This window comes from Streptomyces sp. SAS_281, assembly GCF_052542855.1.
This window is the reverse complement of record NZ_JBMNDO010000160.1, coordinates 1-15,011: the sequence shown is the minus strand read 5'-3', so window position 1 is coordinate 15,011 and position 15,011 is coordinate 1. Positions and strand designations below refer to the sequence as shown.

General features: G+C 69.0%; 20 protein-coding genes. 16 read left to right on the top strand and 4 right to left on the bottom strand.

The genetic code is table 11. The annotated features are described in order from the left end of the window. Positions 1–125: 125 nt before the first annotated feature. From ACN6LM_RS35085 to ACN6LM_RS35075, 3 genes are read left to right on the top strand one after another with little or no spacing between them, the layout of a single operon-like run. A complete protein-coding gene (locus tag ACN6LM_RS35085; protein ID WP_445069454.1) occupies positions 126–1,028 on the top strand; it encodes a ParB N-terminal domain-containing protein in 903 nt (300 codons plus the stop codon). Between the two features lie 25 nt (positions 1,029–1,053). Continuing rightward, on the top strand, positions 1,054–1,587 hold the full coding sequence (locus ACN6LM_RS35080) for a hypothetical protein (RefSeq protein WP_445069453.1): 534 nt from the start codon (positions 1,054–1,056) through the stop codon (positions 1,585–1,587). Next, complete coding sequence (locus tag ACN6LM_RS35075) at positions 1,584–3,077, top strand: terminase large subunit domain-containing protein (protein ID WP_445069451.1); 1,494 nt, start codon at positions 1,584–1,586, stop codon at positions 3,075–3,077. The genes ACN6LM_RS35080 and ACN6LM_RS35075 overlap by 4 nt, the downstream gene beginning before the upstream one ends. 15 nt (positions 3,078–3,092) lie before the next feature. Here the strand turns inward: ACN6LM_RS35075 and ACN6LM_RS35070 are convergent, their stop codons facing one another. Beyond that, entirely contained in the window at positions 3,093–3,233 is a 141-nt protein-coding gene (locus ACN6LM_RS35070; RefSeq protein WP_445069450.1) for a hypothetical protein, read from the bottom strand. A 307-nt stretch (positions 3,234–3,540) separates the two neighbouring features. On the opposite strand from ACN6LM_RS35070, the gene ACN6LM_RS35065 reads away from it, so the two are divergent. Continuing rightward, positions 3,541–5,307, top strand: a complete 1,767-nt coding sequence (locus ACN6LM_RS35065; RefSeq protein ID WP_445069449.1) for a hypothetical protein — start codon at positions 3,541–3,543, stop codon at positions 5,305–5,307. 29 nt (positions 5,308–5,336) lie between these two features. On the opposite strand, the gene ACN6LM_RS35060 is transcribed toward ACN6LM_RS35065, so the two are convergent. Beyond that, the gene (locus ACN6LM_RS35060) at positions 5,337–6,389 is read right to left on the bottom strand and encodes a nitrilase-related carbon-nitrogen hydrolase (RefSeq protein ID WP_445069447.1); all 1,053 of its coding nucleotides are present in this window, start codon (positions 6,387–6,389) and stop codon (positions 5,337–5,339) included. A gap of 118 nt (positions 6,390–6,507) precedes the next feature. Between ACN6LM_RS35060 and ACN6LM_RS35055 the strand changes: the two genes are divergently transcribed. From ACN6LM_RS35055 to ACN6LM_RS35035, 5 genes are all read left to right on the top strand, one after another. Then, positions 6,508–7,215 (top strand): hypothetical protein, encoded by a 708-nt coding sequence (locus ACN6LM_RS35055; RefSeq protein WP_445069445.1) that lies wholly within the window; start codon positions 6,508–6,510, stop codon positions 7,213–7,215. Positions 7,216–7,321: 106 nt separating this feature from the next. Further along, positions 7,322–7,738, top strand: coding sequence for a head decoration protein (locus ACN6LM_RS35050; protein WP_445069444.1), 417 nt, complete (start codon positions 7,322–7,324; stop codon positions 7,736–7,738). Positions 7,739–7,751: 13 nt separating this feature from the next. After that, the gene (locus ACN6LM_RS35045; protein ID WP_445069443.1) at positions 7,752–8,801 is read left to right on the top strand and encodes a major capsid protein; all 1,050 of its coding nucleotides are present in this window, start codon (positions 7,752–7,754) and stop codon (positions 8,799–8,801) included. Then, positions 8,801–9,100, top strand: a complete 300-nt coding sequence (locus tag ACN6LM_RS35040) for a hypothetical protein (protein ID WP_445069442.1) — start codon at positions 8,801–8,803, stop codon at positions 9,098–9,100. Before ACN6LM_RS35045 ends, ACN6LM_RS35040 begins: the two co-directional genes overlap by 1 nt. Before the next feature lie 71 nt (positions 9,101–9,171). Continuing rightward, a complete protein-coding gene (locus tag ACN6LM_RS35035; protein WP_445069441.1) occupies positions 9,172–9,504 on the top strand; it encodes a hypothetical protein in 333 nt (110 codons plus the stop codon). A 173-nt stretch (positions 9,505–9,677) separates the two neighbouring features. On the opposite strand, the gene ACN6LM_RS35030 is transcribed toward ACN6LM_RS35035, so the two are convergent. Together ACN6LM_RS35030 and ACN6LM_RS35025 are read right to left on the bottom strand one after the other, a co-directional pair. Then, complete coding sequence (locus ACN6LM_RS35030; RefSeq protein WP_445069455.1) at positions 9,678–9,866, bottom strand: DUF397 domain-containing protein; 189 nt, start codon at positions 9,864–9,866, stop codon at positions 9,678–9,680. A gap of 36 nt (positions 9,867–9,902) precedes the next feature. Next, the gene (locus tag ACN6LM_RS35025) at positions 9,903–10,799 is read right to left on the bottom strand and encodes a helix-turn-helix domain-containing protein (RefSeq protein ID WP_445069440.1); all 897 of its coding nucleotides are present in this window, start codon (positions 10,797–10,799) and stop codon (positions 9,903–9,905) included. 280 nt (positions 10,800–11,079) lie between these two features. Here ACN6LM_RS35025 and ACN6LM_RS35020 point away from each other — a divergent pair, with 280 nt between their 5' ends. The 7 genes from ACN6LM_RS35020 to ACN6LM_RS34990 all read left to right on the top strand — a co-directional run bounded on the left by ACN6LM_RS35020 (position 11,080) and on the right by ACN6LM_RS34990 (position 14,946). After that, complete coding sequence (locus ACN6LM_RS35020) at positions 11,080–11,562, top strand: ATP-binding protein (protein ID WP_445069439.1); 483 nt, start codon at positions 11,080–11,082, stop codon at positions 11,560–11,562. Next, on the top strand, positions 11,559–12,047 hold the full coding sequence (locus ACN6LM_RS35015; RefSeq protein ID WP_445069437.1) for a hypothetical protein: 489 nt from the start codon (positions 11,559–11,561) through the stop codon (positions 12,045–12,047). The genes ACN6LM_RS35020 and ACN6LM_RS35015 overlap by 4 nt, the downstream gene beginning before the upstream one ends. 426 nt (positions 12,048–12,473) lie before the next feature. Beyond that, a complete protein-coding gene (locus tag ACN6LM_RS35010; protein WP_445069436.1) occupies positions 12,474–13,061 on the top strand; it encodes a DUF6624 domain-containing protein in 588 nt (195 codons plus the stop codon). Next, entirely contained in the window at positions 13,058–13,501 is a 444-nt protein-coding gene (locus ACN6LM_RS35005; protein ID WP_445069435.1) for a DUF6415 family natural product biosynthesis protein, read from the top strand. Before ACN6LM_RS35010 ends, ACN6LM_RS35005 begins: the two co-directional genes overlap by 4 nt. 13 nt (positions 13,502–13,514) lie before the next feature. Beyond that, positions 13,515–13,718: a DUF5999 family protein gene (locus tag ACN6LM_RS35000; protein WP_445069433.1), complete on the top strand. Its 204-nt coding sequence runs from the start codon at positions 13,515–13,517 to the stop codon at positions 13,716–13,718. A gap of 101 nt (positions 13,719–13,819) precedes the next feature. Beyond that, entirely contained in the window at positions 13,820–14,275 is a 456-nt protein-coding gene (locus ACN6LM_RS34995; RefSeq protein WP_445069432.1) for a DUF6082 family protein, read from the top strand. Positions 14,276–14,511: 236 nt separating this feature from the next. Continuing rightward, the gene (locus tag ACN6LM_RS34990) at positions 14,512–14,946 is read left to right on the top strand and encodes a hypothetical protein (protein WP_445069431.1); all 435 of its coding nucleotides are present in this window, start codon (positions 14,512–14,514) and stop codon (positions 14,944–14,946) included. Positions 14,947–15,011: the final 65 nt, after the last annotated feature.

Below are 15,011 nucleotides of genomic sequence, written 5' to 3'. Positions count from 1 at the left end.
CCCCCCCCCCCCCCCCCCCCCCCCCCCCCCCCCCCCCCCCCCCCCCCCCCCCCCCCCCCCGCCCAGGCCCATCAGATGTGGGTGGAGCGGTGGGGCGCCCCGACGACGAAGACGGGAGTCTGACCATGGAGGAGACCAACCGGCTTGCCCCGCCGCAGATGGTGGAGGGCGATCCGCGCACGCTGACGCTGCTGGACGTGAACGCGAGGTTCTTGCCGCACGAGCAGTTCCGGCAGCTCGTGGCGAACATCGAGCGTGACGGGCACCTGACGTCCACGCCGCTGGTGTGGAACGACCGTGAGTCGGGGCGGCTGGTGGTCCTGTCGGGCAATCACCGCGTGCTCGCCGCGATCGAGGCCGGCCTGCCGACGATCTGGTGGATGCAGATAGATGAGCCGCTGGCCCGTCAGCGGCAGATCGCGCTCCAGCTCTCGCACAACGCGATTGCGGGTCAGGACGATCCGGCGATCCTGAAGGAGCTGTACGACGAGCTGGAGAACGTGGAGTGGCGGCAGTACACGGGCCTGGACGACAAGACCCTGGAGCTGCTGGAGAAGGTGGACGTCGCTTCTCTGGGTGAGGCGAACCTCGACTTCGCCAGCGTGCAGTTCATGTTCTTGCCCGATGAGCTGGAGCGGGCGGAGGCCGCGTTCGATGCGGCGCGGTCGGCGGCGACGGCGGATGAGCGGTGGGTGGCGGGGCTGGCGCAGTACGAGCCGGTGCTTGATGCGCTGGAGACGTCCCGGGCCGCGTACAAGATCGGGAACAGTGCGACGGCGCTCGGCGTGATCCTGAGCGTGTTCGAGCGGCACCTGTCCGAGCTGGCCGAGGGCTGGTTCGACGCCGCGACCGGGGAGCCGATCCGGGCGGGGACGGCGCCGCTGGAGACGGTGTTCGGGGTGCGGGATGTGCCGGTGGAGACGGCGGCGGTCGTGCGGGCGGCCATCGACCGGATGGTGCAGGACGGCACCGTGCCTGCTGACGAGCCGTGGCGGGCGCTCGAAGTCCTTGCCGCACAGAGCAACTAGACGGCCGTGGGCCAGGAGGTGAGCGGTGGCTGAGGGCACCGTGGAGTCCTGGGAGCGGCAGGGTGGGGAGTCGGTCCAGGCGTTCGAGGCGTTCGCCGCGTACCGCGATCTCGGCCCAGTGCGCAGTGTCACGAAGGTGGCACGGGAGTTGGATAAATCCCGCGCGCTGGTGGGCCGGTGGTCGCGGCAGTTCGCATGGGTGCTGAGGGCGACGGCGTACGACAGGGAGCAGGACCGGCTGTTCCTCGCTGAGCAGGCGCAGGCGCGTAAGGAAATCGCGCGCAGGCACGCGAAGTTGGCGCAGGCCGTACAGAGCAAGGCTGTGGCCCGGCTTCAGGCGCTGGACCCGCGTGAGCTGTCGCCCTCCGAGCTGCTGCGGTACATCCAGGTCGCTGCGGAGATCGAGCGGCGTGCGGTCGGTGAAGCGCCGGTGGCCGGGTCGGTTGAGGACCGGGACCAGGGCGCGGACGTGGCCTCGTTGTCGGACGAGGAGCGGCGGGCCCGGATGGACCAGCTGCGCCGGGAGCTGGAGCGCCGGTTGTCGGAGGGTGCGCAGTGAGCCGGGGTCGGGCCAAGCGTCGGATGGTCGAGGGGTTCGCGGACCCGTCGGTGATGAGCGAGGAGCAGCTGAAGGCGGAGGTCGCTGCCCTGGTGCGGGCCGATGAGCTGTCGGCGCGGCGGTGGGCGTGCGAGGTCCCGGACTGTGACGGACTGCCCCATGTGGGGTGGCGGCATCATCATGCCCGTGCGGCGCAGCGGCGGCCCTTGTGGCTGTGGACGGTGTGGATGCTGCTCACCGGCCGTGGGTGGGGGAAGTCGCGTACGGCGGCGGAGGCGGTGTGGGAGTGGGCGAAGACGCCGGGGTCGCAGATCGCGGTGGTGGCGAGGAACGCCACGCTGGTGCGGGACATCTGCTTCGACTCCCCGAAGTCCGGGTTGCTGTCGGTGATCCCGTCGGACGAGATCGTGAAGTACAAGTCGTCGTTGGGCGAGACGACGCTGTTGCTGAAGAACGGGACGTTGATCCGTGGGTTCGGAGCGGAGACGCCGGACAACTTGCGTGGCTGGGCGTTCGACAAGGCGTGGCTGGATGAGTACGCGGCCTGGTCGCGGCACACCGCGCAAGAGGTCTACGACATGGTCTGGTTCTGCCTGCGTGAGGCGGAGTTGCCGCAGGTCGTGATCTCTACGACGCCGAAGCCGCTGCCGCACGTGAAGCGGCTGGTGGAGCGTGGCCGTACGCAGGAGAAGCGGCACCGGGAGGGCGGGGAGCCGCCGCGTGTGGTGCTGACGCGCGGGCACATGCGGGAGAACGACGCGAACCTGTCGGCGGCGGCGCGGGCGGAGCTGGAGGAGGACTACGCCGGCACCCGGCTGGGGCGGCAGGAGTTGTCGGGCGAGCTACTCGAGGACGTGGAGGGCGCGCTGTGGAAGGGCTGGATGCTGGAGGTCGAGGGCTTCCGGCCTCGTCCCGAGCACCTGCCCGACCTTCAGCGGGTCGTGGTGGCCGTCGACCCGGCGACCAAGAGCCACGAGAACGCGGACATGACGGCCTTCACCGTCGCCGGGCGCGGGTTCCCGGTGGAGAGCATGTTCGGGGACGACCGGCCGCGCGGGTATCTGCTGCACGCGGAGCAGGACCGGCACACGCCGACGCAGGCGATGAAGCGGGCCGCGACGCTGTACCACGAGCACCGTGCGGACTGCGTCGTCATCGAGGCGAACAACGGCGGCGACTACCTGCCTGCGCTGCTGGAGCAGGTGGACTCGACGGTGAACTGGAGAATCGTTCATGCGACGCGGGGGAAGCGGGCGCGGGCGGCTCCGGCTGCGCAGTTGTACGAGCAGGTCCGGGTGTCGCACGTGGGCCCGGCTCGGGTGTTCGCGGAGCTGGAGGAGCAGATGACGACGTTCGTGGGCCAGGGCGAGACGGAGGACTCCCCGGACCTCTTGGACTCGGCTGTATGGGCGTTGTGGGACCTGTTCCTTGACCCGATGATGCCGCCCCCGCGTGGTGGGGACGATCAGCGTCTGAGTGGGCGCAGGTAGCCGTGTGCGGGTCGTTCAGTTTCGGGGCCGTCCGAAGATCGCGTGGAGGACCTGTAAGGAACGCTGCCGAATGTCGGGGCTGGGGTGGGCGACGGCGAGGGTGATGACAACGGAGAGGGTGAAGCCGATGACGGCGAGGGCCGGTGTGATGTCCATGCGAGGAAGGTAGGCACTGAGGGCGTGGCGCGGGAAGCGGGTCGGGTGTGGCGATCGGCGCGCCACACCCGCGCAACGCCTGTGCAATGGGTGGCTGTTGGCCGGGGCCGTACGGGCTTACTACCCCGTTCGGCGCGCTCGCGTCGGCGGGCGGGTTACTGATGGGCGGTACGGCCCCGGGCGGGCAGGATGTCACAGTGATGGAACTCGGCACGGTTGCCCCGGAGGGCATCGCGCAGGTGAGTGGGATGGGCCGGGGCGCTTAGGCTGTGGCGACGGCGCGGGGCCGACTGCCTGGAGGGGCACTGTGGGCCTGCGCCAACTCGTGATCGATGCCTGGTCGTGGCTGAACTACAAGCCCGTGATGGCGGACGCTGGCCGTCCGGGCAGCCGCGCGTTCCCGGAACTCGCCAAGACGTGGATGCCGCCGCACGAGCTGCGGCGGCTGGCCGCGTACAAGGTGTTGGCGTCCTACGACAACAACCAGGCCGGGCAGCTCGCGGCGTTCGGCGGTGACGAGGGCGCGCTGGAGCGCCGGGAGCTCGGTGACGCGGCGAACCTGGTGGATACCGCGCTCGGCTATCTGCTGGGCTCGGAGCAGAAGGTCGCGGTCGAGGGGGCCGAGCACGCGGACGAGGCGACGCCGACGCCCGGTGCGGCGGAAGCCGCCGCGGTGCAGGAGCGGTTGCGGACGTGGGCGGACAAGGAGCTGCTGACGTTCCGGGTCCAGCAGGCGGAGCGGGCGGCGGTGCTGCTCGGGGACAGCGTGATGGTTCTTGCGTGGAACCCGGTCAAGCAGCGGCCGACGGTACGGGTCTACGATCCGGGGTTCTTCTTCCCGCAGTGGGAGGACGAGGACGACGACTTCCCGACCAAGGTGCACTTGGCGTGGGAGCTTCCGGCGGACGACGACGCCGGGTTGAAGGCGCGGGTGCGCCGGGTGACGTACGAGCTGGGCCCGATCTCCGAGGGCGCCGAGGAAGAGGGCGGCGACGGCTCGGCGGGGGCGCGGACGTATCCGTGGGAGCCGGGCCGGGCGTCCAACGTGACGTGCTACCTCACGGACGCCGAGTGGCTGCTGGAGGACCTGAAGAACGGCGAGGCGCTGGACCGGCTGCCGGAGCACAAAGCCGTGTACCGCGTACGGTCGGACGGCACGGAGCTGAACCGGCTGGACCTGATGATCGACTTTGTGCCGGTGGTGCACATCGCGAACACGATCCCGGACGGCGGAGAGCACTGGGGCCGTTCGGTGCTCGCGCGGGTTCTGCAGGCGCTCGACGAACTCGCGGCCACCGACTCCGACAGCTCGGCGGCGTCCGCGACGACGGGCACGCCGATCATCGGGCTTGCGGGGGCGCGGCTGCCGGTGGACCGGGCGACGGGCAAGCCGCAGGAGCTCCAGGTGAAGGCCGGGGCGGTGTGGCAGCTCGGGGAGACGGGGCGGATGGACGCGCTGGACACGTCGCCGCAGTTGGCCGAGCTGCGCGCCCGGGTCGATCACCTGCTGGAGCGGATCGCGGCGAACAGCCGGGTGACGGCCGCTGGGCTGGGGACGCTGGACGCCACGGAGGTGCCGTCCGGGTACGCGCTGAAACTGGCGCTGGGGCCGCTGGATGCGCTGATCGGCATGATGCGGCTCGCCAGGGAGCACAAGTACCGGCTGCTGTTCAAGATGGTGCAGCGGCTGTACCAGGCCGGCCGGGCTGAGGGCTGGACGGCTGGGGAGACGCTGCCCGCGCGGCTGTCATGGGCGCCGCACACGCCGACGGACCGGGGCGCGGTACTGGAGGAGGTCGTGTCGGCGTACGGGGCCGGGGTCCTGAGCTTGGAGACGGCCGTCGCGATGCTGGTGGAGGCCGGGTATCCGATCAAGGACGCGTCGCAGGAGGTGGAGCGGATTAGGGCGAAGGCGGAGCAGGAGGCCGCCGCGCGGATGGCGGAAGCCGCTGCCCGTCGCGGGCCCGAGGAGGAGGACGAGGACCAGGAGGAGGACGAGGGGCCGGGTGCGGCCGGTGCGAAGAAGCCGGTGGGGAAGGAGAGGGAGCGGGAGCCGGTGGCGGCGGGCCGGTGACGGGGCCCTCCGGGGGTGCGTGATGGGAGTCAGTGCCAGATCCCGCGGGTGCGCATCAGCTCGATCTGGGGTTCGGTGACGTGCTCGCGGTATTCGGCGTGGCTGTAGGGCGGGCGGTCGGCGTAGAGGTTGGCCGGGTAGATGGGCTGCTTGTAGAGGGTGGCGTACAGCTCGGTGCGCAGGTCCTTGGTCCAGTTCGTCCAGGCGGCGGTGGTGCGCTGTCTGCGGAGGGCGGGCAGATCGATGGTGGCCGTGACGAACGAGGCGATCCCGCCGTGGTCGAGGTGGCCGATGGTGCGGCCGGTGTGGTCGGTGATGGTGGAGTGGCCGCCGAAGAAGTCGGTGCGTAGGCCGTCGGCGCCGGTGTAGGAGGCGGGGTTGGGGGCGAGGACGTACATGGTGTTGTCGAGGGCGCGGGCCCGGTTTTGGATGTCGAAGGCGTCGGAGGCGACGCCGGGCAGCGGGTAGCTGGTGCGGTAGGCGATCTCGCATCCGCCGAGGGCGAGACCGCGGGCGTTCTCCGGGTACGACGCTTCGTTGGCCATCATGACGCCGAGGCGGCCGATGGGGGTGTCGGCGACGGGCCAGAACGCGTCGGGGCCGTGGCCGTAGAGGCGGGTCCACTGGTCGAGGACGTCGTGCGGGCTCAGGCTGTGTTCCATCGGGGGGAGCGGGGCGAGCTTGTAGTGGCGCAGGATGATCTGACCGGCCGGGTTGATGACGAATCCGACGTTGAAGTACCGGTCGGGGAAGGCCCGGTGCAGGACCTTGGCCTGAGCCATGATGAAGACGTTGAACTCGCGGGCCCAGCGGGCGAGTTCTTCGCTCTCCGCGCCGGGCAGGCTGATCGCGCAGGTACGGGCGTAGGTGGCGTGGTCGAGGTCGTGGATCTCGTCGGTGAAGCCCTGGAGCGCGCCTTCGGGCAGGACGACCAGGCGCACGGGGCGATCGAGTCCGCCCATGGAGACGGCGGTGCGGGTCAGCGCGTGCAGGTGGTCGAGGTTGACGGCGATGTCGTCGCGGTCCTGGATCTCGGTGATCTCCGGGATCAGGCCGACGGCGGTGTACGGGTTGATGGTCATGGGGTGTGGCCTCCTTGTTCGAGGCCAGCTTGTGGGGGCGGTCGGACAGGACCTGTGTTCGTGTCGGCGCAGGTGGCTACACTGATCGGCAGCGCGGGGGCGCGCACTGGAGGAATGCATGGTCCGGCCCCTGCCGCCTCGCCGTCCTGTCGGCTACCGCCATGACGGACGGCCCATCTACCCGATTGTCGGGGCCTCGTCGGAGGACGAGACGAACGACCAGCTCGATGACGCCGCCGAGATCGGTGATCAGGAGCAGCAGGTCACATTCACCCAGGACCGGTTGGGCAAGATGCTCACCCGCGAGAAGGCCCAGGGCGAACGGGCCGCGATCAAACGCCTGTTGTCGACGCTGGGGTTCGACAATCCGAAGGCGTTGACGGAGTTCGTCTCCTCGCAGCGGGAGGCCGAACAGGCCGCGCTGTCGGAGGTTGAGCGCCGCGAGCAGGTAGCCCAGGAGCGGGAGTTGCAGGCGGCGCGCCGGGAGGAGCTGGCTGCCGAACGTGAGCGGGCTGCGCTGCGGCGGGCCGCGCTGGTGGCGCTCGGTGCCGAGGGCGATGACCTGGTGGACGCGGAACGTCTGCTGGCCGTTGATGACGAGGACGCGGACGAGGCGCAGGTGCAGGCGGCTGCGGAGCAGCTGCGTACCCGGCGTCCGGAGCTGTTCGGTGAGGTGCGCACCCAGGTGCCGGCCGCCCCGGCGGGTGCACCGGCCGGGCGCGGTCCGACCCGTACGGCCCCGGTGGCCAAGCCGGGTGCGGCCGGGCTGGAGATGGCCAAGCGCCGGGGTCTGCTGCCGGAGTTCAGCGACTCCACTGCCCGGTAGTTCCGGGCCCAGATCTTGGGGGACCACGCCCCCTTCGACTTCGTGGACGGCATCGCCTCCGTGGGCGGTGTGCGGACTAGACCGCAACGTCCATGGAGACACGCACATGTCCATTCAGCCCGTTTCGAAGTCCGAGTACACGACCGCCAACCGCGAATGGCTGGCGTCCCTGCACGGCACCGACTCCGTCGACACGATCACCCTTGACCTGAACCTGTTCTGCGAGGGCACGCACTACGTGTGCGGCGACGGCTGCGAGCCGTACGGCCGGGTGCACTCCGGTGTGCCGGTCGGCCGGGTCGCGGAGTCTGGCCTGTACGGACCGTACGACCCGGAGGCCCACTGCGGCCGTCAGGTTTTGCGCGGGTTCGTGATCGCGGAGGCCCCGTTCGCTCCGGGGCAGACGCGGGTTCCGGCCGCGCTGCTGTGGCACGGCGCGGTGAAGGCGTCGAAGGTGCCTGGCGGCATCGACGTGTCCGAGCTCGTGTGGCACCCGCGTGCCGCGCAGATCCGCTTCGTCTGAGCGGGGCTGAGCTGTGACGATTCAGGACCTGCTGAAGGACGTCTCGGTCATGGACCTGACGACGTTCGCCAGGGCGATCCCGACCCCGAAGGACTTCCTCCTCACCCAGACGATCTTCCCGACCGTCGAGATGCGGGAGGTGAAGTGGCGTACGAAGGACTCCGGCCGCTACGTCAACGTCGCCAAGTACCGGGCGTTCAACGCGAGCGTGCCGTTCGCGACCCGTGAGGCGTGGCAGACCTCCCGCGAGGGCGCACTGCCTCCGCTGGGGCAGAAGCTCATCGTCTCCGAGCAGGAACAGATCCTGCTGGAGGCGTCGCACGGCTCCGATCAGGACCGGCTGATCGAGCTGCTGTACGACGACGTGGAGCGTCACGTCGAGGCCATCCGGTCCCGGCTGGAGATGGCGGCCGGTGACGTGCTCAGCGACGGCAAGTTCACGCTGGAGCAGGAGAACGGACTGACCCTGGAGGTGGATTGGAACGTCCCCGTAGAGAACCGGCCGGTCGCCCCTCGGCCGTGGTCGGACCCGGCGTCCGACCCGATCGCGGACGAACAGCGGTGGATCCAGCAACTGGACGACATCGGCGCCCCGGAACCGGAGCTGGTCATCACCAGCCGCAAGGCGTTCTCGTACCTGGCGGCGAACAACGCCTACAGGGCGGCGTACTACGGGTCGGTGTCGCCGTCGACCACGCCGACGGCGACGCTCACCCCGCAGCAGATCAACGTGGTGCGCGGCAACTACTCGCTGCCGCCGATCACGTTCTACAAGGCCCAGGTGCGGGTGGACGGCAAGCCCCGCAAGGTGCTGCCGGAAGACCTGTGGATTCTGGTGCCGCCGGAGCGCGAGAAGTGGGCGCAGACCATGTACGGGGTCACGGCGGAGGCCCTGGTCCTGTCGCGCGGAACGAACCCGGATATCATCCGCGAGGACGCCCCCGGCCTGATCATCACCCGTGGTGTTCAGGATGACCCGGTGCAGATCTACACCAAGGGCGCTGCGGTGGGGATGCCGGTCATGCACACCCCGGACGCGCACATCGTGGCGAAGGTCCTGTGATGGAGGGCCGCGGGCGGCTGAAGGCCGCTGTGTACGTACGGGATCCGTCCACTCGGGAGGAGCTGATCCTTCTGCCGGGTGAGTGCCCGGAGCCGGAGGTGGCCGTGCTGATCACCAATCCGGACGCCTGGGCGGAGCCGCCGGAGGACTGCGACGAGGCTGATGTGCCTGTGTCGGTGGAGAAGGGGGAGCCGTCCGGGGGCAAGGACGACGGCCAGGAGGAGACGGCCGGCACGGGCGGGGCGAAGAAGTCCCCGCCGAGGCGGGGCGGGGGCCGTTCGGCTTCCGCGTCGTCGTGACCAACTGGAGGCGGCCCGCTGCCCGGATCAGTCCGGCGGCGGGCCATCCCGCGTGGAGCAGGGAGTAGCGGGTGGACGAGTTTCAGAGGTCCTGGTTGCTGGCCCAGCTCGGTCCGGACGCGGATCCGGCGGACCTGGAGCGCCGCTACTTCCGGCTGCGGTCGGTGCGCGGGGTCGCGCTGGAGGTGCTGGGCGAGCGGCGCGCGAAGCTCCTCGCTGACCCGCTGAAGGTCACCGTTGACGGCGTGGTGACCATGGACTTGCAGGAGAACCTGCGCGGCATCGAGCGGCAGATCGCACAGGTCCGTCAGGGTCCGGCCCCCGACGAGCCCGGAGACGAGGACGAGGAGGGGGACACGGCGATGGAGGTGACGTGGCTGGTGCCCGCGCGCCGCTACCGGTAGTGCAGTGTGCAGGGCTGCCCGGCAGAGAGGCGCCGGGCCGGATCTTCGGGGAGTCGAATCCGCGAGGCGGGCTGACGCCTGTCGGACCGATGAGCGAAGGTAGGGGACTGAGGCGTGGTTCTCCCCAAAACCCCTGGGGAGGACCACGCCGACGTTCGTGCGGGTGTAGCTGGTCAGTTGGCCTCGCCTGAGCAGGCGAGACCCACGAACGACGCCCAGGTCTTGGGGGACAGGGCGAGAACCGGCCCCTTCTTGTTCTTGGAGTCTCGAACGTAGACCTTGCTGCTCTGGTCGGAGACCTCGATGCAGTTATTGCCGGTGCCGTCGCTGTACGACGACTTGAACCATGTGCTCTCAGGGATCGGCCCGCAGGCCGGGGTTTCGGTGTTGATGGCCTTTCATCCTTTTGCTAGTTCTTTCAGGAAATCGATGGTTTCTTCCACTCCTAGGGCTACGCCCACCATCGCGTCGAACCGTCTGGCGAAGCGGTCCACTTCGCGGGGCTTGTCCGACGTGGAGACAGCGCCCCATGCATTATCGGTCTGCACGCGAGGGGGCAGACCGCCGAGGTTCAGGATGGTGAAGTCGTTGGTCGACCTGTAGCCGCGCCGGAAGGGCATGATCTGCAACGAGATGTGGTCCTCCCCTGCCAGGCTGATGATCTCCTGGTACTGATCTCGCATCACCTCCTCGTCGCCGTACGGGACTCGCAGGGCGGTTTCGCCGAGGATGATCCGGAGACGCGCAGGGTCACGATTCTCGGGGCGGAGCACTCGCTCCTTCCTCTGCATCCGGAGTTCGAGGTTGCGTCTCACCGACTCGGCGGTGGTGTCCTCGACGGGGCGATGCGCCTCCAGCAGCGCCTTGGCGTACCCGTTCGTCTGAAGTAGGCCGTACACCAATGTCGGATGGTAGGCCGTGATCGTTATGGCCTCCCCTTCGAGACCAACGTAGTGGGGCATGCCCGTGGGCATGAAGCTCCGGTACTGGGTCAACCAGTCTTCTCCGGGAGCGTCGCGGTTCAGCTCGACGAGCTGGTCGATCAACTCTTGGTCGGTCACGTTGTACCGCTTCAGAAGAGCCCGCTGATTGCCGACGTTGCGCCGGAAGTTGATCTCTCCGCCCTCGATGCGCGACAGCGTCGCCTCGGAGAGACCATTGAGGCCCCGGACGGCCTCCCTGCGGGTCATGCCCTTCTTCCTGTCCGCCTCGACTGGCGGGCAGTTCTCCCGTAGATGCCGCATCTGCATACCGAGTTCCAGCCGCCGGCCGGTGGGCCCGAGCTTTGCCGCCACCTGTGCACCCTCCTCATGTCGTCGTGCATGTGGGTCGCCGTCGTGTGCAGAGTCTGACACTCGCTGAGCGTGCTGTGCAGTCCCCTGTGCACGTTGCTGCATAGTCCAATTTACGGTCTCGCTGAATTTTCATTGCGGACCTTGTTGCGAACCAACCTGGCTACCCGCCACGGTAGTTCATACGGAACCAGCGGGAGCCGGTTCGCAGGTCACGAGGCGTAAACCTCTGGCCTGGAGGCCGCGCTCTCCCCACCGCATTCCCGACGAAGCCGAGGCCAACATGAGCCAGAGCACCACCACTCGCAGAAGCCCGGATCTGACGGACGGGCAGAGTATGCCCATCAGGCCGAGGTCCGCGGATATACCGGTGGAGTCTCACGCCTTCGAGGTCGCGTTCCTTCCCGATCCGATCCGGGTGCCCGAGATGCGGCAGACGACCACAGCCTTCTTGCGGAGGTGGCGGATCTCGGGCTCCGTCGTTGACGATGTGGTTCTGGTCGTCTCCGAGTTGGTCACTAACGCAATCTGCCACGGCGACGGTGCGGTGCGTCTCAGCGTTTCAGCAGCGGACGGTGAGCTGCGCGTTTCGGTGATCGACCAGAGTCCGGATCGGGCTACGGTCAGGCACGCCGACGCCGACGACGTTTCCGGGCGTGGGCTGTTCCTCGTTGCTGCCTTCGCGCACAGATGGGGAAGTGGCGGCGAAGAGACGTGGTGCACGTTCCGCTATCCGCTGGGGGATGACGGGGCGGTCGCGGCATGACCTACGCATCCACCAGGCTGCCGATGGCGCAGTTCGCTCCGGGAGCCCGGAGCATCATCAGGGTGCTGCAAGACGCCTTGCTTCGGGACGACGACCTGATGGCCGATCTGGACGCCGTTCTCGGCGCTACAGCGGGGCCAACTGGCGTGGCCGGTGCGAAGCGCCAGCCGAAACGGCGACGCGAGCAGGGCCGACTTGGCAACCCTCTGCGAGAGATGGCCGAGTTAGGCCGCTCCGTCACCCGCCTGGATCGAATCCTCAGCCGTCTCGTGGACATCGCCCGAGAACGCGAGTGGCAGCCCCCGTACCCGAACGTCGCGGAAGCTATCGCGTACGCGGAGAGCGTACGGGCCGTGCATGAAAGCCCAGTTGGTGAGTTCCCGGCCGACCGCGCCCAGTTGCGGCGGCTGGCGATGGCGGCCTCCGACCTTGTCGACCTGCTGGCCGACGACGACGTGGAGGTCAGTGATGACGCTGCCGCGTAGCTTCTGGTGCCATGCGGAATGTGTCGGCCCCGCGGTCGACAACCCGGCTCCGCGAAGCGCACTGACGCCCTATCCCGGCCGTGCGATCACCTGGCTGCGTGAAGCAGCGCGGGACATCGCGCCCGGCCTGGACCGCGAGTCCTTCGCGCTCGTCTGGGCCTGGCTCGGTGACCACCAAGGTGTCGGAGTAGCCGTGCACGAGCTGCGCTGTGGGCGCCCATACGACTTCAGTCTCCAGACAGAGAACTGCCGTTGGGCGTGGACCGTTCACCTCGTCACCGTGCTGCCTGTCGTTGACTCGTGTGTCGTAGTCACCTGCCCGCCACGGGAGTTAGCTCCGAGTAGCGCGATCAGGCCGCCGCCGTGAAGGCGCACTCCACGCTCATCCACTGTCCACGTGACCGCTCTTCAGCTCGGAGCCCAACGATGACCACGGAACCACAGCGGCCGGACATCGCCCGCGACCTTCTTGACCGCGAGAGCACGGCGAGGGAGTACCGCAGCAAGCTCGCCCGCGCCGAACTCAGCGAGGCCGAGGCCGCGATGGGACGGCACATCGACCACGCCAACGCCCAGATCCTGCGACGGGTCATGGCCGACCACGGATGGCCGGGCAAGAGCCTTGTCGGTGAAGAGGCCGCCGAAGCCGCCTGGCAGATCGTTCTGCACGCCGACCACCTCCCGGACTTCCAGCGCCTGGCCTTGCGGACGATGGCCACCGCCGTCGAGCGCGGCGAGGCGGCCATCCAGCAGTGGGCACATCTGCACGACCGTGCCAACATCAACTCCGGACACCGGCAGATCTACGGCACCCAGTACCGCTACGGCCCCGCCGGCATCGAGTCCCTGCCGATCCACGAACCCGAACATCTTGATGCCCGACGAGCCTCCGTCGGACTGCCCCCGTTCTCGGCCGCTCTGGCAGACGTACAGCGCCGACACGGCAACCGCGAGCCGGAGTCCGGCCAGGCGCAGGACGAGGATGCGATGCCCGAACTGGCAGCTGTGGCATGAACGCCCGGGACGGCACTCCGAACACCGAAGCGCCGGACAGTCGACGCACGGCGGCGCGGGCCTTGGTCGCTGAGGTCCAGGCGTGGGGGAAGAACGGCAGCGAGCTGCCCGAGACGGAGGAAGTAGCCACCGCGACGGACCGGCTCAACTCCTACGGGGCGGATCTGCGAGATGCGGTGAACGCCCAGTGTGTCGACCTGTCGACCGAGTCGGAACCGTACCGCAGCGCACAGGCCATCCTCGGAGAAGCCAGCCGTCGCCTCGGCCAACCGGCCCTCGGAGCCGGGGCTGAAGCCGTCGTTCGTCGCGCTCAGAACCTGGCCCGCCTCGTCGACGGGTTGCTCCGCGCCCTCGAAGCCGAGGCTGACACGGCGGGCCGACACCACAACACCTTGATCTCCGGCGGACCGTGTCCATCCTCGCCCCGAACCTCACCCTGAAGGATCACCCAGAATGTGTTCCCACCCGACGCCGTGCCCGCCCGCTTCCGCCACGGACCGCGAGGCCGCGCAGACCCTTGTGACCCACTGTGATCAGGGCTGGAGCCTGTTGTGTAACGGCGTCCTGCTCTTCGACGACACCGGTGAGCTGCTGCCGAACGGCCAGATCATCGCCCCTCACCGGCCGGGCCCGTCCGCCCACGCGATCGCCGCCTGAACTCACGCCAGTCTTCCACCTTCTCAGCGGGCGAGTAGGGCATTCCGCTCCTTGCGAGGGCGGATTCGAAGGTCCCATCCGAACGAAAGGGCTGTTGACGAATGAAGATCACGACCGCCGTCCTCCTGGCTGGCGCGGCCACCGCCGGACTCGGCATTGCCCACCTCTGGCAGGCGGAGCGACACCAGCGACAGCGGAACGCGCTCTCGGCTGCCTCGATCCACCAGGAGTGGCTGCGCCATGTGGACGGCAGCCCCGACCTGCAACAGATGTGGGCGCCTGAGGACGGATCGCTCACCGCCGAGGAGTACAACAGGCGGACCCACGCCAACCAGCTCTTCTCCGCCCTCGCCGTTCGATACAGGGTCGGGATTCTCGACGCCGACAAGCTGCGCGTCCAGGCCCGCTGGATGATGGCCCGCGCTGTCGGCCGGGACTACTGGTCGTCCTTCGCGGGCTTCCGCGAGTCGGAGGCCGGCGACAAGTTCGACCGCAGCTTCAACCGGATCATGACTGACGAGTGGCTCGCCCGCCCGGAAGTGGACGCCGTCGCCTGACTCCCTGCCCACGCTGCCGCATCGAGCGGCCTGACGTGGGTCCAGGGGCACCATCCCGCTCACGGACGTCACAACCCTACGAGCGGGCAACCGCCCTGGCCGGAGGCCCACGCTGACCACGATCGGTCAGTCGGGCTATCGCACCCGGCCAGGGCGCGCACTCCACCGATCCATGCCGCCGGGTGCAACCGGTGGCAGGACCCACTCCCAGCTCTTCGGAGCGAAGAAGGAGCACCATGCATTCTGCACTGCTCACCACCGACAACCCGGATGCGCAGACGCGCTTCCGCGTCATGACCGGCGAGGACGACGACAGCGCCCGCCGCGGGGACAAGCAGCCGGTCGGCCGCTCGGAGGTCTCCCTCTACTGCATGGACTCGACCACCATCGAGCGCACCGTCGAGGCCCTGCGCCTGTCCGACGAGGAGCTGAAGAAGCGCCCCGAGGCGGAGAAGAAGTACGACTGGCAGTCCGTGTACGTCCAGCCCGAGGCCGCCAACGCCGACGGCGGCGGACACATCCTGTTCGGCGTTGCCTGGTACGACGAGGCGTTCTTCACCGAGAAGGCGCAGGCGTACGGCAACAAGATGCACCAGCACATGTTCGAGAACCTGGGCGTCAAGGCGAGCGACGTCACGGTCACCCACTGGCGGGCGCTCCAGGCCGCCTGATCGACGCCCACCGCAACGGCTGAGGCCAGCCGGGGGCCCGACTCCGATCGGAGCCGGGCCCCCGG

What these genes read in the sequence shown, in the direction of transcription:
- ACN6LM_RS34995 (WP_445069432.1), top strand. Translation starts at nt 13,820, where the DNA reads ATGAAGATCACGACCGCCGTCCTCCTGGCTGGCGCGGCCACCGCCGGA.
- ACN6LM_RS35000 (WP_445069433.1), top strand. Translation starts at nt 13,515, where the DNA reads ATGTGTTCCCACCCGACGCCGTGCCCGCCCGCTTCCGCCACGGACCGC.
- ACN6LM_RS35010 (WP_445069436.1), top strand. Translation starts at nt 12,474, where the DNA reads ATGACCACGGAACCACAGCGGCCGGACATCGCCCGCGACCTTCTTGAC.
- ACN6LM_RS35070 (WP_445069450.1), bottom strand. Translation starts at nt 3,233, where the DNA reads ATGGACATCACACCGGCCCTCGCCGTCATCGGCTTCACCCTCTCCGTT.
- ACN6LM_RS35005 (WP_445069435.1), top strand. Translation starts at nt 13,058, where the DNA reads ATGAACGCCCGGGACGGCACTCCGAACACCGAAGCGCCGGACAGTCGA.
- ACN6LM_RS35040 (WP_445069442.1), top strand. Translation starts at nt 8,801, where the DNA reads ATGGAGGGCCGCGGGCGGCTGAAGGCCGCTGTGTACGTACGGGATCCG.
- ACN6LM_RS35055 (WP_445069445.1), top strand. Translation starts at nt 6,508, where the DNA reads ATGGTCCGGCCCCTGCCGCCTCGCCGTCCTGTCGGCTACCGCCATGAC.
- ACN6LM_RS35050 (WP_445069444.1), top strand. Translation starts at nt 7,322, where the DNA reads ATGTCCATTCAGCCCGTTTCGAAGTCCGAGTACACGACCGCCAACCGC.
- ACN6LM_RS35015 (WP_445069437.1), top strand. Translation starts at nt 11,559, where the DNA reads ATGACCTACGCATCCACCAGGCTGCCGATGGCGCAGTTCGCTCCGGGA.
- ACN6LM_RS35085 (WP_445069454.1), top strand. Translation starts at nt 126, where the DNA reads ATGGAGGAGACCAACCGGCTTGCCCCGCCGCAGATGGTGGAGGGCGAT.
- ACN6LM_RS35060 (WP_445069447.1), bottom strand. Translation starts at nt 6,389, where the DNA reads ATGACCATCAACCCGTACACCGCCGTCGGCCTGATCCCGGAGATCACC.
- ACN6LM_RS35020 (WP_445069439.1), top strand. Translation starts at nt 11,080, where the DNA reads ATGAGCCAGAGCACCACCACTCGCAGAAGCCCGGATCTGACGGACGGG.
- ACN6LM_RS34990 (WP_445069431.1), top strand. Translation starts at nt 14,512, where the DNA reads ATGCATTCTGCACTGCTCACCACCGACAACCCGGATGCGCAGACGCGC.